The following is a 14,120-nucleotide window of genomic DNA, read 5'->3' as shown; positions in this document are numbered from 1 at the left end:
GGTAAAGGAGAGGCCCTGGAAATACCCCACAGCCCCGAAAAAGAGCCAGTCAGTTGCTTAACTGACTGGCATTACACATAACGGCGCGCTTTTCTTTAAACTTCTTTACATTAGGTTATGTAAAAACGTATCGGCGTTTATATACTGAAGATAAGCCTGATGAGTAACAGGCTTGCTCGTCATACTTTCGTGAGTATTGGCGTTGTACAGGCAAGTCGTAAAATAACAGCCTGGCTATTCAGAGTATGATAAAAACAGGGGGCAAGGGATGTTGCTTAATATGATGTGTGGTCGTCGGCTGTCGGCAATCAGTTTGTGCCTGGCCGTAACATTCGCTCCACTGTTCAATGCGCAGGCCGATGAGCCTGAAGTAATCCCTGGCGACAGCCCGGTGGCTGTCAGTGAACAGGGCGAGGCACTGCCGCAGGCGCAAGCCACGGCAATAATGGCGGGGATCCAGCCATTGCCTGAAGGTGCGGCAGAAAAAGCCCGCACGCAAATCGAATCTCAATTACCCGCAGGTTACAAGCCGGTTTATCTTAACCAGCTTCAACTGTTGTATGCCGCACGCGATATGCAACCCATGTGGGAAAACCGTGATGCTGTTAAAGCCTTCCAGCAACAGCTGGCAGAGGTGGCGATTGCTGGTTTCCAGCCGCAGTTTAATAAATGGGTAGAGTTACTGACCGATCCTGGTGTTAACGGGATGGCACGTGACGTGGTGCTCTCTGATGCGATGATGGGCTATCTCCATTTCATTGCAAATATTCCGATCAAAGGCACTCGCTGGCTATATAGCAGTAAACCTTATGCGCTTTCAACGCCGCCGCTTTCGGTGATTAACCAATGGCAGCTAGCGCTGGATAAAGGTCAATTGCCTACGTTTGTTGCAGGACTGGCACCGCAGCATCCGCAATATGCGGCGATGCATGAATCGTTACTGGTCTTACTCAGTGACACCAAACCGTGGCCCCAACTGACCGGCAAAGCAACGTTGCGCCCAGGGCAGTGGAGTAACGACGTACCGGCGTTGCGCGAAATATTGCAACGCACAGGCATGTTGGACGGGGGGCCGAAAATTACTCTACCTGGCGATGACACGCCAACTGACGCGGTAGTCAGCCCATCCGCTGTTACTGTTGAAACAGCAGAAACTAAGCCGATGGACAAGCAAACGACGTCTCGTAGTAAACCTGCGCCTGCCGTTCGTGCCGCCTACGATAATGAACTGGTGGAAGCCGTTAAACGTTTTCAGGCATGGCAAGGATTGGGAGCAGATGGTGCTATTGGCCCGGCAACGCGTGACTGGTTAAACGTAACGCCCGCCCAGCGTGCTGGCGTGTTGGCACTCAACATCCAGCGATTGCGCTTGCTGCCAACAGAGCTTTCTACCGGGATCATGGTTAACATTCCAGCCTATTCGCTGCTCTACTATCAGAACGGCAATCAGGTGCTGGATTCGCGAGTCATTGTCGGTCGCCCCGATCGCAAAACGCCGATGATGAGCAGTGCACTTAACAACGTAGTGGTAAACCCGCCGTGGAACGTACCACCAACTCTGGCACGCAAAGATATTCTGCCGAAAGTGCGCAACGATCCGGGATATCTCGAAAGCCATGGCTATACGGTGATGCGCGGCTGGAACAGCAGAGAAGCGATTGACCCATGGGAGGTTGACTGGTCTACAATCACGGCCTCGAATTTACCGTTTCGCTTCCAGCAGGCTCCAGGCCCACGGAACTCGCTGGGGCGCTATAAATTCAATATGCCGAGTTCAGAGGCCATTTATTTGCATGACACGCCGAACCACAATCTGTTCAAGCGTGATACACGCGCATTGAGCTCAGGCTGTGTACGAGTGAATAAAGCTTCCGATCTGGCGAATATGCTGTTGCAGGATGCAGGATGGAATGACAAACGTATTTCTGATGCGCTGAAGCAGGGTGATACACGTTACGTCAATATTCGGCAGTCGATTCCGGTGAATCTCTACTACCTGACGGCCTTTGTTGGTGCAGATGATCGTACCCAGTATCGTACAGATATTTACAATTATGATCTGCCTGCGCGATCCAGCTCGCAAATCGTATCGAAAGCGGAACAATTAATCAGGTAAATGAAGTAGTTCGGGGAAATCAATTGTCGTAATAATTAGCATGATTGGGGGCGATTCTCTGCAGCCCCCGTCACTGCTGGGGTTGAGTCATCTTGACGTCTGCTTTACGGGCGGTTAAGGTGCCTCTTGTGCGCCAGAAGTGCATATAAACGATAACATTGAGCTGTAGACTTGATTATCATGGACAAATTCGACGCTAATCGCCGCAAATTGCTGGCGCTTGGTGGCGTTGCACTCGGTGCCGCCATCCTGCCGACCCCTGCGTTTGCAACACTCTCTACCCCACGCCCGCGCATTTTGACACTCAATAATCTTCATACCGGAGAGTCAATCAAAGCGGAGTTTTTCGATGGCAGAGGCTATATTCAGGAAGAATTGGCAAAACTTAACCATTTTTTCCGCGATTACCGCGCGAACAAAATAAAGTCCATCGACCCAGGATTATTCGACCAGTTGTATCGCCTGCAAGGGTTGTTAGGCACGCGCAAACCGGTGCAACTCATTTCCGGTTATCGTTCCATTGATACCAACAATGAACTACGCGCCCGCAGCCGTGGAGTAGCGAAGAAAAGCTATCACACTAAAGGCCAGGCGATGGATTTCCATATTGAAGGTATCGCGTTAAGCAATATTCGCAAAGCCGCGTTATCTATGCGCGCAGGTGGTGTAGGATATTACCCACGTAGTAACTTTGTGCATATTGATACCGGGCCAGCACGGCACTGGTAGTAATCGCTTAACGAAACAGGGGCAGTATGAACTATCGTATTATTCCGGTCACCGCATTCTCCCAGAACTGTTCATTGATCTGGTGTGAACAAACCCGCCTGGCCGCACTGGTCGATCCTGGCGGCGATGCGGAAAAAATCAAACAGGAAGTTGATGACAGCGGCCTGACACTGATGCAGATCCTGCTGACGCATGGTCATCTGGACCACGTTGGCGCAGCGGCGGAACTGGCGCAACATTACGGCGTGCCGGTTTTTGGCCCGGAAAAAGAAGATGAGTTCTGGCTGCAAGGCTTGCCTGCGCAAAGTCGTATGTTTGGTCTGGAAGAGTGCCAGCCGCTGACGCCAGATCGTTGGCTGAACGAAGGCGATACCATCAGCATAGGGAATGTGACTTTACAGGTGTTACATTGCCCTGGGCATACGCCGGGTCATGTCGTGTTTTTTGATGATCGGGCAAAGCTGCTGATTTCTGGCGATGTTATTTTCAAAGGCGGAGTAGGGCGCAGTGACTTCCCGCGTGGCGATCATAATCAACTGATTTCTTCAATCAAAGATAAATTGCTGCCACTGGGGGATGACGTGACATTTATTCCGGGTCACGGACCATTATCTACACTTGGTTATGAGCGCCTGCACAATCCCTTCCTGCAAGACGAAATGCCCGTCTGGTAAAGGCGCATAAAAAAGTCCACTTTTAATGCGGGCCTGGATTTCTGGCAAAGTGCGCTTTGTTTATGCCGGATGCGGCACGAGCGCCTTATCCGGCCTACAAAATCGTGCAAATTCAAAATATTGCAGGGGACGCGTAGGCCTGATAAGCGTAGCGCATCAGGCAATGTTGCGTTTGTCATCAGTCTCAGCCCGCTTTTCAGCGGGCTTCATTGTTTTTAACGCTTACAGCACTGCCACAATCGATTCGCACAGCGGAGCCATGTTATCTGGTGTCATCCCGGCCACATTTACGCGACCAGAAGCAACAGCATATACGCCAAACTCTTCGCGCAGACGCAGCACTTGTTCTTTTGTCAGACCACTGAAGGAGAACATGCCGTTCTGTTTGATGATAAAGCTGAAGTCGCGGTTTGCACCTTTTTCCTGCAGCGTATTGACGAACAACTGACGCATACGCTGAATACGCTGGCGCATATCAGTCAGCTCTTGTTCCCAAATCGCACGTAATGCATCGCTGCTCAGGATGGTGGCAACAACAGAAGCGCCGTGTGCTGGAGGGTTAGAGTAGTTAGCGCGAATCGCCGCTTTCATTTGGCTGAATGCGCGATCAACGATTTCACTGTCGGCAGCAACCAGAGTACAAGCGCCAACACGCTCGTTGTACAGGCCAAAGTTTTTAGAGTAGGAACTGGCAACAATCAGCTCTTTATGCATAGCCGCGAAAGCGCGCAGTCCTTCAGCATCTTCTTCCAGACCACGGGCAAAACCCTGGTAAGCGAAGTCAAACAGCGGTAACCAGCCTTTCTCAACGGAGAGTTGTGCCAGTGTCTGCCATTGTTCCAGCGTAGGGTCGATACCGGTTGGGTTATGGCAGCAGCCATGGAACAGCACTACGTCGCCAGCCTGAGCTTCGTTCAGACTGTTAATCAGTGCATCGAAGTCAAGGGTGTGATTTTCCGCATCATAATAAGCGTATTCACGAACTTCCAGACCTGCAGAGTTAAAGACGCTCTTATGGTTCGGCCAGCTTGGGTTGCTCACCCACACACGCTTAACGCTGGTATTTTTTGCCAGGAAGTCGGCAGCCACGCGTAGTGCGCCAGTGCCACCCGGAGTCTGTGCCGTGCGAGCACGTTTGTCATTGATCAGGGCGCTACCTTTACCAAACAGCAGTTCCTGAGTGCAGCGACCAAATTCAAGGATGCCGTCAATGCCGAGGTAATTTTTGGTGGTTTCATTTTCGAGCAGATACTGTTCAGCCTTTTTCACGCTGGTCAGTACCGGGGTTTTGCCCGTCTCATCTTTATAGACACCAATCCCGAGGTTAATTTTGCCGGGACGTTCATCGGCACGAAACAGATCGGCCAGGCCCAGAATCGGGTCGGCAGGAGCGGCGGTAATGTTCTCAAACATGACGAGGTTCCATTATGGTTACAGAAGGGAAGTCCGCTATCAGGGTAACGGGAGATTTACAAAATTCCAACTATTACTGATGAAAACGCAGGCTGTTTTTGCAAGACGTGAGATTGCTCTGGAAGGCATAAAAAAAACAGGACCAACGTCCTGTTTTTTCGGCATTTAACAAAGAGGTGTGCTATTAGAACTGGTAAACGATACCCACAGCAACGGTGTCGTCTGAACCTACGCCCAGTTTGTTGTCAGAATCGATCTGGTTGATGATGTAGTCAACATAGGTGGACATGTTTTTGTTGAAGTAGTAGGTTGCGCCCACTTCAAAGTAGTTCACCAGATCAACATCACCGATACCTTCTACGTCTTTCGCTTTAGATTTGGTGTAAGCGATGGACGGACGCAGACCGAAATCGAACTGGTATTGCGCAACTAACAGAACGTCTTGCGTTTTGTTGGCGAAGCCGCTGGTGTTTGTAAATTTATTAGTGATCGGCGTAGCGTTACGGGTTTCACCGTAGTTCGCTGCCAGGTAGATGTTGTTCGCGTCGTACTTCAGACCAGTAGCCCACTGTTCAGCTTTTTTACCGTTGCCAAGAGGTTGAGCTTCTTGCAGGTTGGTACGGTCAGCTGCACCATAAGCACCAACGATACCAAAGCCTTCGTATTCGTAGCTGATAGAACCGCCAACACCGTCGCCGTTAGAACGGCGTGCAGTGTCACGCTCGTTTTTACCCAGGTACTGAACAGCGAAGTTCAGGCCATCAACCAGACCAAAGAAGTTGGAGTTACGATAGGTAGCAACGCCGCCAACACGACCAACGAAGAAGTCATCGCTGTATGCAGTATCACCACCAAATTCTGGCAGCATATCGGTGTAACCCAGTGCATCATAAACCACACCGTAGTTACGGCCGTAATCGAAAGAACCAACGTCAGCGTATTTAAGACCCGCGAATGCCAGACGCGTTTTGTTACCAGTTTGAGCGTCAGCGCCTTCAGAGTTGTTACCCTGGAAGTTATATTCCCACTGACCATAACCGGTCAGATCGGAATTGATTTGAGTTTCCCCTTTAAAACCAAGACGGGCATAGGTCATGTCGCCATTGCCACCGTAACTGTTTTCACCGTTACCCTTGGAAAAATAATGCAGACCAACAGTTTTACCGTACAGATCTACTTTGTTGCCATCTTTGTTATAGATTTCTGCAGCGTTTGCAGTACCTGCTACTAACAGAGCAGGGACGATCACTGCCAGAATATTGCGCTTCATCATTATTTATTACCCTCATGGTTTTTTTATGACACCTGCCACTGCCGTCAATAAGTTCTGTCAATAAAAATTTACGGAACTATTGATGAGAGTTTGGTGTCTTTATGTGTCTGCAGGCATCTTTCCATTCAAACTAACGTTTCGCTACCGTGAAAGTGCTACAAAGATAAAGATTTAGTTTCAAAAAGAAAAAATATGTAACCAAAAGTAAAAATTAAGGAGCTTTGTGAACACCGTCATATTTCCATAGGAACGTGATGATATTTACAGCAATTTTTATCTATTTATATGATTTACTTATATTTAAATTAACTAAACGGAAATTTTGTTTCTGATGGAAACTTTATCGACCTGGCACAAAATCCTCTTTCAGACATCCAGAATGCCAAAAAATAGTATGAAAATTGTGCTATCAGCTAAGAAAAAACTAATCCGCAATAAGAGTACGGGTTATTTTTTGTGCGTAAATGTTGCAATGTAATATTCCGTAACAGGATGATCGTTATGGCGGGGGTGCAAATAGATTGCTTGACTTAACAAACAGATAACTTGACAGAAAGGATAAAAAAGAGCCAGCAGGCGCTGGCTCTTTGAGGAAGAAAATCAGAAGCTGGCGTTGCGCGGAGTACGTGGGAACGGAATCACATCACGCACGTTTTGCACGCCAGTTACGTAAGCAATCAGGCGTTCAAAACCAAGACCGAAACCTGAATGCGGAACAGTACCGTAGCGACGCAGATCGCGATACCACCAGTAATCTTCTTTATTCAGGCCCATTTCCAGCATACGCTCGTCCAGAACGTCCAGACGTTCTTCACGCTGGGAGCCACCAATGATCTCACCGATGCCCGGAGCCAGAACGTCCATAGCCGCAACGGTTTTACCGTCTTCGTTGAGGCGCATATAGAACGCTTTAATATCTTTCGGATAGTTTTTAACCACTACCGGTGCTTTAAAGTGTTCTTCCGCCAGATAACGCTCATGCTCAGAAGAGAGATCGACGCCCCAGTAAACCGGGTTTTCAAACTTCCTGCCGCAGTTTTCGAGAATGGTCACTGCGTCGGTGTAATCCACCTGCGCGAAATCGGCTTCAATGAAGCGTTCCAGACGTGAAACGGCATCTTTATCTACGCGTTCAGCGAAGAATTTCATGTCGTCTGCGCGTTCTTCGAGAACCGCTTTGAAGACATATTTCAGCATGGCTTCAGCCAGACCCGCGATATCGTTCAGGTTAGCAAACGCCACTTCCGGCTCCAGCATCCAGAATTCCGCCAGGTGACGGCTGGTGTTGGAGTTTTCAGCACGGAAAGTCGGGCCGAAGGTATAAATTTTGGATAATGCGCAAGCGTAGGTTTCGCCGTTCAACTGGCCAGATACGGTCAGGAAAGACTCTTTACCAAAGAAGTCTTTGTCGAAATCCACTTTGCCCTGATCGTTACGCGGCAGGTTTTCCAGATCCAGCGTAGAAACGCGGAACATTTCGCCTGCACCTTCGGTATCAGATGCGGTAATCAGTGGCGTTGAAACCCAGAAGAATCCCTGCTCGTTAAAGAAGCGATGCAGCGCCTGCGCCAGCGTATGGCGAACGCGCGCGACGGCACCAATCAGGTTTGTGCGCGGACGCAGGTGAGCGACTTCACGCAGATACTCAATGCTGTGGCGTTTTGCCGCCATCGGGTAAGTGTCTGGATCTTCAACCCAACCAGCAACTTCAACCTTGCTGGCCTGAATTTCAAATTGTTGCCCCTGGCCCGGCGATGCCACGACTTTACCCGTCACAATGACCGAGCAGCCGGTGGTCAGACGCAGGACGTCTTCATTGTAATTGGGCAGAGAATTATTGATGACAGCCTGTACAGGATCAAAGCAGGAACCGTCATAAACGGCGAGGAAGGAGATGCCAGCTTTTGAATCTCGGCGGGTACGTACCCATCCGCGTACGGTGACTTCGCTGTCAACGGCTACGCGGCCCTGGAGTACGTCGGCTACAGGCACAACGCTCATAATATTCTCTCTGTTAATAGTCGGAAAAAATAAACACTTGTCCACCCGTAAATGGGGGGGATACCTATGTTACCTGGCATCTGCAATCAGACAAGCAGAATTCGCAAATGCAGCGAAAGATTTCGGAATTAAAGGTAAAAAAGGGAGCCGATTAGCTCCCTGATGATATTAACTGGCTTTTTTAATATGCGGAAGGTCGAACGCTTTGCGCAGCGCCCGAACAAACGCTTTATCATGGCAGATAGTTTTGCCAGGGCTGTCAGAAAGTTTCGCCACCGGTTTACCGTTACACTCTACCAACTTAATCACAATATTCAGGGGTTTTACCTGGGGGATATCGCAGGTCAGGCGAGTCCCAATACCAAAACTTAATTGCACGCGGGAAGAGAAGTGGCGGTATAGCTCAACCGCTTTGCGTAAATCCAGATTGTCAGAGAAAACCAGCGTTTTACTCTGTGGATCAATTCCCAGCTTTTCATAATGTGCAATGGCTTTTTCACCCCATTCAACCGGGTCGCCAGAGTCATGACGCAGGCCCTGATACCGACTAGCGAACTCGACACCGAAATCACGCAGGAAAGCATCCATAGTGATGCAGTCGGTTAATGCAATGCCAAGTTGGTCGGGATACTCTTCCAGCCAGGCAGCAAGTGCAGCTCGCTGGCTGTTGGCTAGATCCGGGCTGATTTGCTGATGTGCCTGGAACCATTCGTGTGCCTGTGTTCCCATCGGCGTGAGGGAAAGCCGACGCGCCAGATCGTAGTTGCTGGTGCCCACGAACCAGGATTCCTGTTGCAGACGCTTAACGATGGTTTCTTGTACTTCGCGAGAAAAACGGCGACGGGTGCCAAAATCCATCAGATGGAAGCGCGACATATCAAGACCGGCGGTTAACGCCGAGAAGTCGACTAATTTGCTTTCCAGCGTGTCGAGGGCTTGCGCAACGTCGGCCTGCGGTGAGCGATAGCGATGTACCATTTCACTGATAACCGCCAGCAAAGGAACTTCCCAGAGGATGACTTCACGCCACGGACCGCTTAAGCGAATATCCAGCTTGCCATTATCGTTGGACACGGTGACTTGTTCCGGGTTAAAGCGGAACTCGCGTAACCAGTTAAGATAGTCGGCCTTAAAGAAAGGCAGGGCAGAGAGCCACTGATATTCATCATCCTGCAGGCGCAGGTGCTGCATCGCCTGAATCTGTTCACGAATAGCATCGGCATAAATACCCAGCAGATCGTCACCTCGGCAACGAAACTCCGCCGCGACATGCACATCGTAATAGTGATGAAACACGGCTTGCTGCATATGCAACTTATAAGCATCTGTATCCAGCAACGAGTGCAGAACAGGAGAAGCGAATTGTGTCATAGGTGCGCAGTAGCGTCCTCGTACAGGAGCGTTTAGTACAATAAACATCTTCAGGAACTGCTGGAGTATACCTTGTTTCGCAATTTATTGAACCCCGATCACACCATATGCCACCTTTCTGGTCGATGGCATTACGCGGTGTATGTTATAAAAATGTAGCAATAAAGGCGTTTGTACCTGAAAAGATGAAGATTCTGCATAGCGCGATTTACGCAACAGGAATAGACTGAACACCAGACTCTATAAAAGATGCTAAAGGTTATTTATGACTCAACAGCCACAAGCCAAATACCGTCACGATTATCGTGCGCCGGATTACCAGATTACTGATATTGACTTGACCTTTGACCTCGACGCGCAAAAGACGGTCGTTACCGCGGTCAGCCAGGCTGTCCGTCATGGTGCATCAGATGCTCCGCTTCGTCTCAACGGCGAAGACCTCAAACTGGTTTCTGTTCATATTAATGATGAGCCGTGGACCGCCTGGAAAGAAGAAGAAGAGGGCGCACTGGTCATCAGTAATTTGCCGGAGCGTTTTACGCTTAAGATCATTAATGAAATAAGCCTGGCGGCGAATACGGCGCTGGAAGGGCTTTATCAGTCAGGCGATGCGCTTTGCACCCAGTGTGAAGCCGAAGGTTTCCGCCATATTACGTATTATCTCGACCGCCCGGACGTGCTGGCGCGTTTTACCACCAAAATTATTGCCGATAAAATCAAATATCCCTTCCTGCTTTCCAATGGTAACCGCGTTGCGCAAGGCGAACTCGAAAACGGACGCCATTGGGTACAGTGGCAGGACCCGTTCCCGAAACCGTGCTACCTGTTTGCGCTGGTGGCAGGCGACTTTGATGTACTGCGCGATACCTTTACCACGCGTTCTGGTCGCGAAGTAGCACTGGAGCTGTACGTCGATCGCGGCAACCTTGATCGCGCGCCGTGGGCGATGACCTCGCTGAAAAACTCCATGAAATGGGATGAAGAACGCTTTGGCCTGGAGTATGACCTCGACATCTATATGATCGTCGCGGTGGATTTCTTCAATATGGGCGCAATGGAGAATAAGGGTCTGAATATCTTTAACTCCAAATATGTGCTGGCCCGCACCGACACCGCCACCGACAAAGATTACCTCGATATTGAACGCGTTATCGGCCATGAATATTTCCATAACTGGACCGGTAACCGAGTGACCTGCCGCGACTGGTTCCAGCTCAGCCTGAAAGAAGGTTTAACCGTCTTCCGCGATCAGGAATTCAGCTCTGACCTTGGTTCCCGCGCAGTTAACCGCATCAATAATGTGCGCACCATGCGCGGATTGCAGTTTGCGGAAGACGCCAGCCCGATGGCGCACCCAATCCGCCCGGACATGGTCATTGAGATGAACAACTTCTACACCCTGACCGTTTACGAGAAGGGCGCGGAAGTGATCCGTATGATCCACACCCTGCTGGGCGAAGAAAACTTCCAGAAAGGGATGCAACTCTATTTCGAGCGTCATGATGGTAGCGCAGCGACCTGTGACGACTTTGTGCAGGCGATGGAAGATGCGTCGAATGTTGATCTCTCCCATTTCCGCCGTTGGTACAGCCAGTCCGGTACGCCGGTTGTGACCGTCAAAGACGACTACAATCCGGAAACTGAGCAGTACACCCTGACCATCAGCCAGCGCACGCCAGCCACGCCGGATCAGGCAGAAAAACAGCCGCTGCATATTCCGTTTGCCATCGAATTGTATGACAACGAAGGTAAAGTGATCCCGTTGCAGAAAGGCGGTCATCCGGTGAATTCCGTGCTGAACGTCACCCAGGCGGAACAGACCTTTGTTTTTGATAATGTCTACTTCCAGCCGGTGCCTGCGCTGCTGTGCGAATTCTCTGCGCCAGTGAAACTGGAATATAAGTGGAGCGATCAGCAACTGACCTTCCTGATGCGTCATGCGCGTAATGGTTTCTCCCGTTGGGATGCGGCGCAAAGTTTGCTGGCAACCTACATCAAGCTGAACGTCGCCCGTCATCAGCAAGGGCAGCCGCTGTCTCTGCCGGTACATGTGGCTGACGCTTTCCGCGCGGTGCTGCTCGATGAGAAGATTGATCCGGCGCTGGCGGCAGAAATCCTGACGCTGCCTTCTGTCAATGAAATGGCTGAACTGTTCGATATCATAGACCCGATTGCTATTGCCGAAGTACGCGAAGCACTCACTCGTACTCTGGCGACTGAACTGGCGGATGAGCTGCTGGCTATTTACAACGCGAATTACCAGAGCGAGTACCGTGTTGAGCATGAAGATATTGCAAAACGCACTCTGCGTAATGCCTGCCTGCGCTTCCTTGCTTTTGGTGAAACGCATCTGGCTGACGTGCTGGTGAGCAAGCAATACCATGAAGCAAACAATATGACCGATGCGCTGGCAGCGCTTTCTGCGGCGGTTGCTGCACAGCTGCCTTGCCGTGACGCGCTGATGCAGGAGTACGACGATAAGTGGCATCAGGACGGTCTGGTGATGGATAAATGGTTTATCCTGCAAGCCACCAGCCCGGCGGCGAATGTGCTGGAGACGGTGCGTGGTCTGTTGCAGCATCGCTCATTTACCATGAGCAACCCGAACCGTATTCGTTCGTTGATTGGTGCGTTTGCGGGCAGCAACCCGGCAGCGTTCCATGCCGAAGATGGCAGCGGTTACCAGTTCCTGGTGGAAATGCTTACCGACCTCAACAGCCGTAACCCGCAGGTAGCTTCACGTCTGATTGAACCGCTGATTCGCCTGAAACGTTATGATGCCAAACGTCAGGAGAAAATGCGCGCGGCGCTGGAACAGTTGAAAGGGCTGGAAAATCTCTCTGGCGATCTTTACGAGAAGATAACTAAAGCACTGGCTTGATACTTTTGAGCCAAAATGCCTGATGCGACGCTTGACGCGTCTTATCAGGCCTACAACTCCGTTGAAATTGCTGGTTTTGTAGGCTGGATAAGGCGTTCACGCCGCATCCGGCAGCCGTGCCCAACTGCCTGATGCGATGCTTGACGTGTCTTATCAGGCCTACAAGTCCGTTGAAAATGCTGGTTTTGTGCGCCACATCCGGCATATTAACCATGACGCCGAATCAGTTGTTCAGAATGCCCACGCCGCATTACCCGTTGCAATACTTCCGCTTCCAGCTCCGCTAATCGCACCGACCCTAATCGACGCGGACGGGGGATATCCACTGTCAAATCCAGACTAATTTTTCCCTCTTCAATTAACAACACCCGGTCAGCCATTGCTACCGCTTCGCTCACATCATGCGTCACCAACAGTACGGTAAAGCCGTGCTGCTGCCAAAGTGACACAATCAAATCCTGCATCTCGAGTCGCGTTAAGGCGTCCAGTGCCCCGAGCGGTTCATCAAGCAACAATAAACCCGGTCGATGAATCAACGCTCTTGCCAGCGCCACACGCTGTTTCTGCCCGCCAGAAAGTGCGGCAGGCCATTCCCCGGCGCGATTCTCCAGTCCTGCCGCAGCCAACGCCCGACGCGCGGCATCGCGCCACTGACCTTTAAGGCCTAACCCAACGTTATCAATCACCGATTTCCACGGCAGCAGACGCGCATCCTGAAACATCATTCGCGTATCATCCTGAATTTCAGCCAGCGGTGTGGTGCCCGCTAACACATCGCCTGCGGTTGGCGTTTCCAGACCGGCCAGCAGGTGCAGCAGGGTACTTTTACCACCACCGCTGCGGCCCACCACCGCCACAAACTGACCTGCCGGAATATGTAAATCCAGTTGGTTCAGGACGATATTTTCCGCGTAATGTTTGCTTACTGCATTGAGCAACAATGGTGTGCCCTGGTTCAGACGAGCAGTATTCATATCGTGGCCTCCTTCAAATGATAAGCCGGGTTCCAGCGCAACCAGAGGCGCTCTAACAGCTGCGCGCTGACGTCAGCAAGTTTGCCGAGCAGGGCGTAAAGAATAATAGCGACTACCACCACGTCTGTTTGCAAAAACTCTCGCGCATTCATCGCCAGATAACCAATGCCGGAATTGGCAGAAATGGTTTCGGCAACAATCAGCGTCAGCCACATCAGGCCCAACGCAAAACGCACGCCGACCATAATTGAGGGCAGGGCATCGGGCAGGATCACATGGATAAACAGCGGTATGCCGGATAATCCATAGCTACGCGCCATCTCCACCAGCCCGCGATCGATATTACGGATGCCATGCCAGGTGTTGATATAAATGGGGAACAGCGTACCGAGCGCCACCAGAAAGATTTTCGCGGATTCATCAATGCCAAACCACAAAATCACCAGCGGGATCAGCGCCAGATGCGGCACGTTGCGCAACATCTGAATTGAGGTATCCAGCAGCCTTTCTCCCCAGCGCGACAGTCCGCTAATCAGTCCCAGAATCAGGCCCAGCGATCCGCCAATTGAAAAGCCAATCAGCGCCCGCCAGGAACTGATCGCCAGATGCTGCCTGGATTTGCCCCTATATTTCCAGACATCTGTTATCACTTAACCCATTACAAGCCCGCTGCCGCAGATATTCCCGT

General features: G+C 50.8%; 9 protein-coding genes and 1 pseudogene. 4 read left to right on the top strand and 6 right to left on the bottom strand.

Annotated elements, in window-relative coordinates; all coding sequences use genetic code 11:
* The first annotated feature begins 268 nt into the window (after positions 1 to 268).
* From ldtD to gloC, 3 genes are all read left to right on the top strand, one after another.
* Complete coding sequence (gene ldtD / locus ABZJ92_RS16890; RefSeq protein WP_000925982.1) at positions 269 to 2,116, top strand: L,D-transpeptidase; 1,848 nt, start codon at positions 269 to 271, stop codon at positions 2,114 to 2,116.
* 180 nt (positions 2,117 to 2,296) lie between these two features.
* Complete coding sequence (locus ABZJ92_RS16885; protein WP_001295932.1) at positions 2,297 to 2,845, top strand: YcbK family protein; 549 nt, start codon at positions 2,297 to 2,299, stop codon at positions 2,843 to 2,845.
* Positions 2,846 to 2,871: 26 nt separating this feature from the next.
* Positions 2,872 to 3,519: a hydroxyacylglutathione hydrolase GloC gene (gene gloC, locus ABZJ92_RS16880; RefSeq protein WP_001109487.1), complete on the top strand. Its 648-nt coding sequence runs from the start codon at positions 2,872 to 2,874 to the stop codon at positions 3,517 to 3,519.
* Positions 3,520 to 3,741: 222 nt separating this feature from the next.
* Here the strand turns inward: gloC and aspC are convergent, their stop codons facing one another.
* The 4 genes from aspC to pncB all read right to left on the bottom strand — a co-directional run bounded on the left by aspC (position 3,742) and on the right by pncB (position 9,577).
* Positions 3,742 to 4,932 carry an aspartate transaminase gene (gene aspC / locus ABZJ92_RS16875; RefSeq protein WP_000462669.1) on the bottom strand — a complete coding sequence of 397 codons (1,191 nt, stop codon included), beginning with the start codon at positions 4,930 to 4,932 and terminating at the stop codon, positions 3,742 to 3,744.
* A gap of 184 nt (positions 4,933 to 5,116) precedes the next feature.
* Positions 5,117 to 6,205, bottom strand: a complete 1,089-nt coding sequence (ompF, locus tag ABZJ92_RS16870; RefSeq protein ID WP_000977934.1) for a porin OmpF — start codon at positions 6,203 to 6,205, stop codon at positions 5,117 to 5,119.
* 600 nt (positions 6,206 to 6,805) lie between these two features.
* Positions 6,806 to 8,206: an asparagine--tRNA ligase gene (gene asnS / locus ABZJ92_RS16865; protein WP_000117881.1), complete on the bottom strand. Its 1,401-nt coding sequence runs from the start codon at positions 8,204 to 8,206 to the stop codon at positions 6,806 to 6,808.
* A gap of 168 nt (positions 8,207 to 8,374) precedes the next feature.
* Positions 8,375 to 9,577, bottom strand: coding sequence for a nicotinate phosphoribosyltransferase (gene pncB, locus ABZJ92_RS16860; RefSeq protein WP_001297200.1), 1,203 nt, complete (start codon positions 9,575 to 9,577; stop codon positions 8,375 to 8,377).
* A gap of 265 nt (positions 9,578 to 9,842) precedes the next feature.
* Here pncB and pepN point away from each other — a divergent pair, with 265 nt between their 5' ends.
* Complete coding sequence (pepN, locus tag ABZJ92_RS16855) at positions 9,843 to 12,458, top strand: aminopeptidase N (protein ID WP_000193826.1); 2,616 nt, start codon at positions 9,843 to 9,845, stop codon at positions 12,456 to 12,458.
* Between the two features lie 206 nt (positions 12,459 to 12,664).
* On the opposite strand, the gene ssuB is transcribed toward pepN, so the two are convergent.
* Both ssuB and ssuC read right to left on the bottom strand, forming a co-directional pair.
* Positions 12,665 to 13,432, bottom strand: a complete 768-nt coding sequence (gene ssuB, locus ABZJ92_RS16850; RefSeq protein ID WP_001090476.1) for an aliphatic sulfonates ABC transporter ATP-binding protein — start codon at positions 13,430 to 13,432, stop codon at positions 12,665 to 12,667.
* Positions 13,429 to 14,049 (bottom strand): annotated as a pseudogene (gene ssuC, locus ABZJ92_RS16845) (aliphatic sulfonate ABC transporter permease SsuC); the annotation flags it as partial. The gene ssuB and the pseudogene ssuC, both read right to left, overlap by 4 nt.
* Positions 14,050 to 14,120: the final 71 nt, after the last annotated feature.

It is taken from the genome of Shigella sp. FJ200513 (assembly GCF_040495915.1).
In the GTDB taxonomy this organism is placed as follows: domain Bacteria; phylum Pseudomonadota; class Gammaproteobacteria; order Enterobacterales; family Enterobacteriaceae; genus ECMA0423.
Note: the sequence above shows the minus strand (reverse complement) of the source record. Positions and strands in the feature narration are given on the sequence as shown.

Excerpts from the sequence above, each read along its gene's own strand:
- pepN (WP_000193826.1), top strand. The coding sequence starts at position 9,843 with ATGACTCAACAGCCACAAGCCAAATACCGTCACGATTATCGTGCGCCG.
- gloC (WP_001109487.1), top strand. The coding sequence starts at position 2,872 with ATGAACTATCGTATTATTCCGGTCACCGCATTCTCCCAGAACTGTTCA.
- pncB (WP_001297200.1), bottom strand. The coding sequence starts at position 9,577 with ATGACACAATTCGCTTCTCCTGTTCTGCACTCGTTGCTGGATACAGAT.
- ABZJ92_RS16885 (WP_001295932.1), top strand. The coding sequence starts at position 2,297 with ATGGACAAATTCGACGCTAATCGCCGCAAATTGCTGGCGCTTGGTGGC.
- asnS (WP_000117881.1), bottom strand. The coding sequence starts at position 8,206 with ATGAGCGTTGTGCCTGTAGCCGACGTACTCCAGGGCCGCGTAGCCGTT.
- ldtD (WP_000925982.1), top strand. The coding sequence starts at position 269 with ATGTTGCTTAATATGATGTGTGGTCGTCGGCTGTCGGCAATCAGTTTG.
- ompF (WP_000977934.1), bottom strand. The coding sequence starts at position 6,205 with ATGATGAAGCGCAATATTCTGGCAGTGATCGTCCCTGCTCTGTTAGTA.
- aspC (WP_000462669.1), bottom strand. The coding sequence starts at position 4,932 with ATGTTTGAGAACATTACCGCCGCTCCTGCCGACCCGATTCTGGGCCTG.
- ssuB (WP_001090476.1), bottom strand. The coding sequence starts at position 13,432 with ATGAATACTGCTCGTCTGAACCAGGGCACACCATTGTTGCTCAATGCA.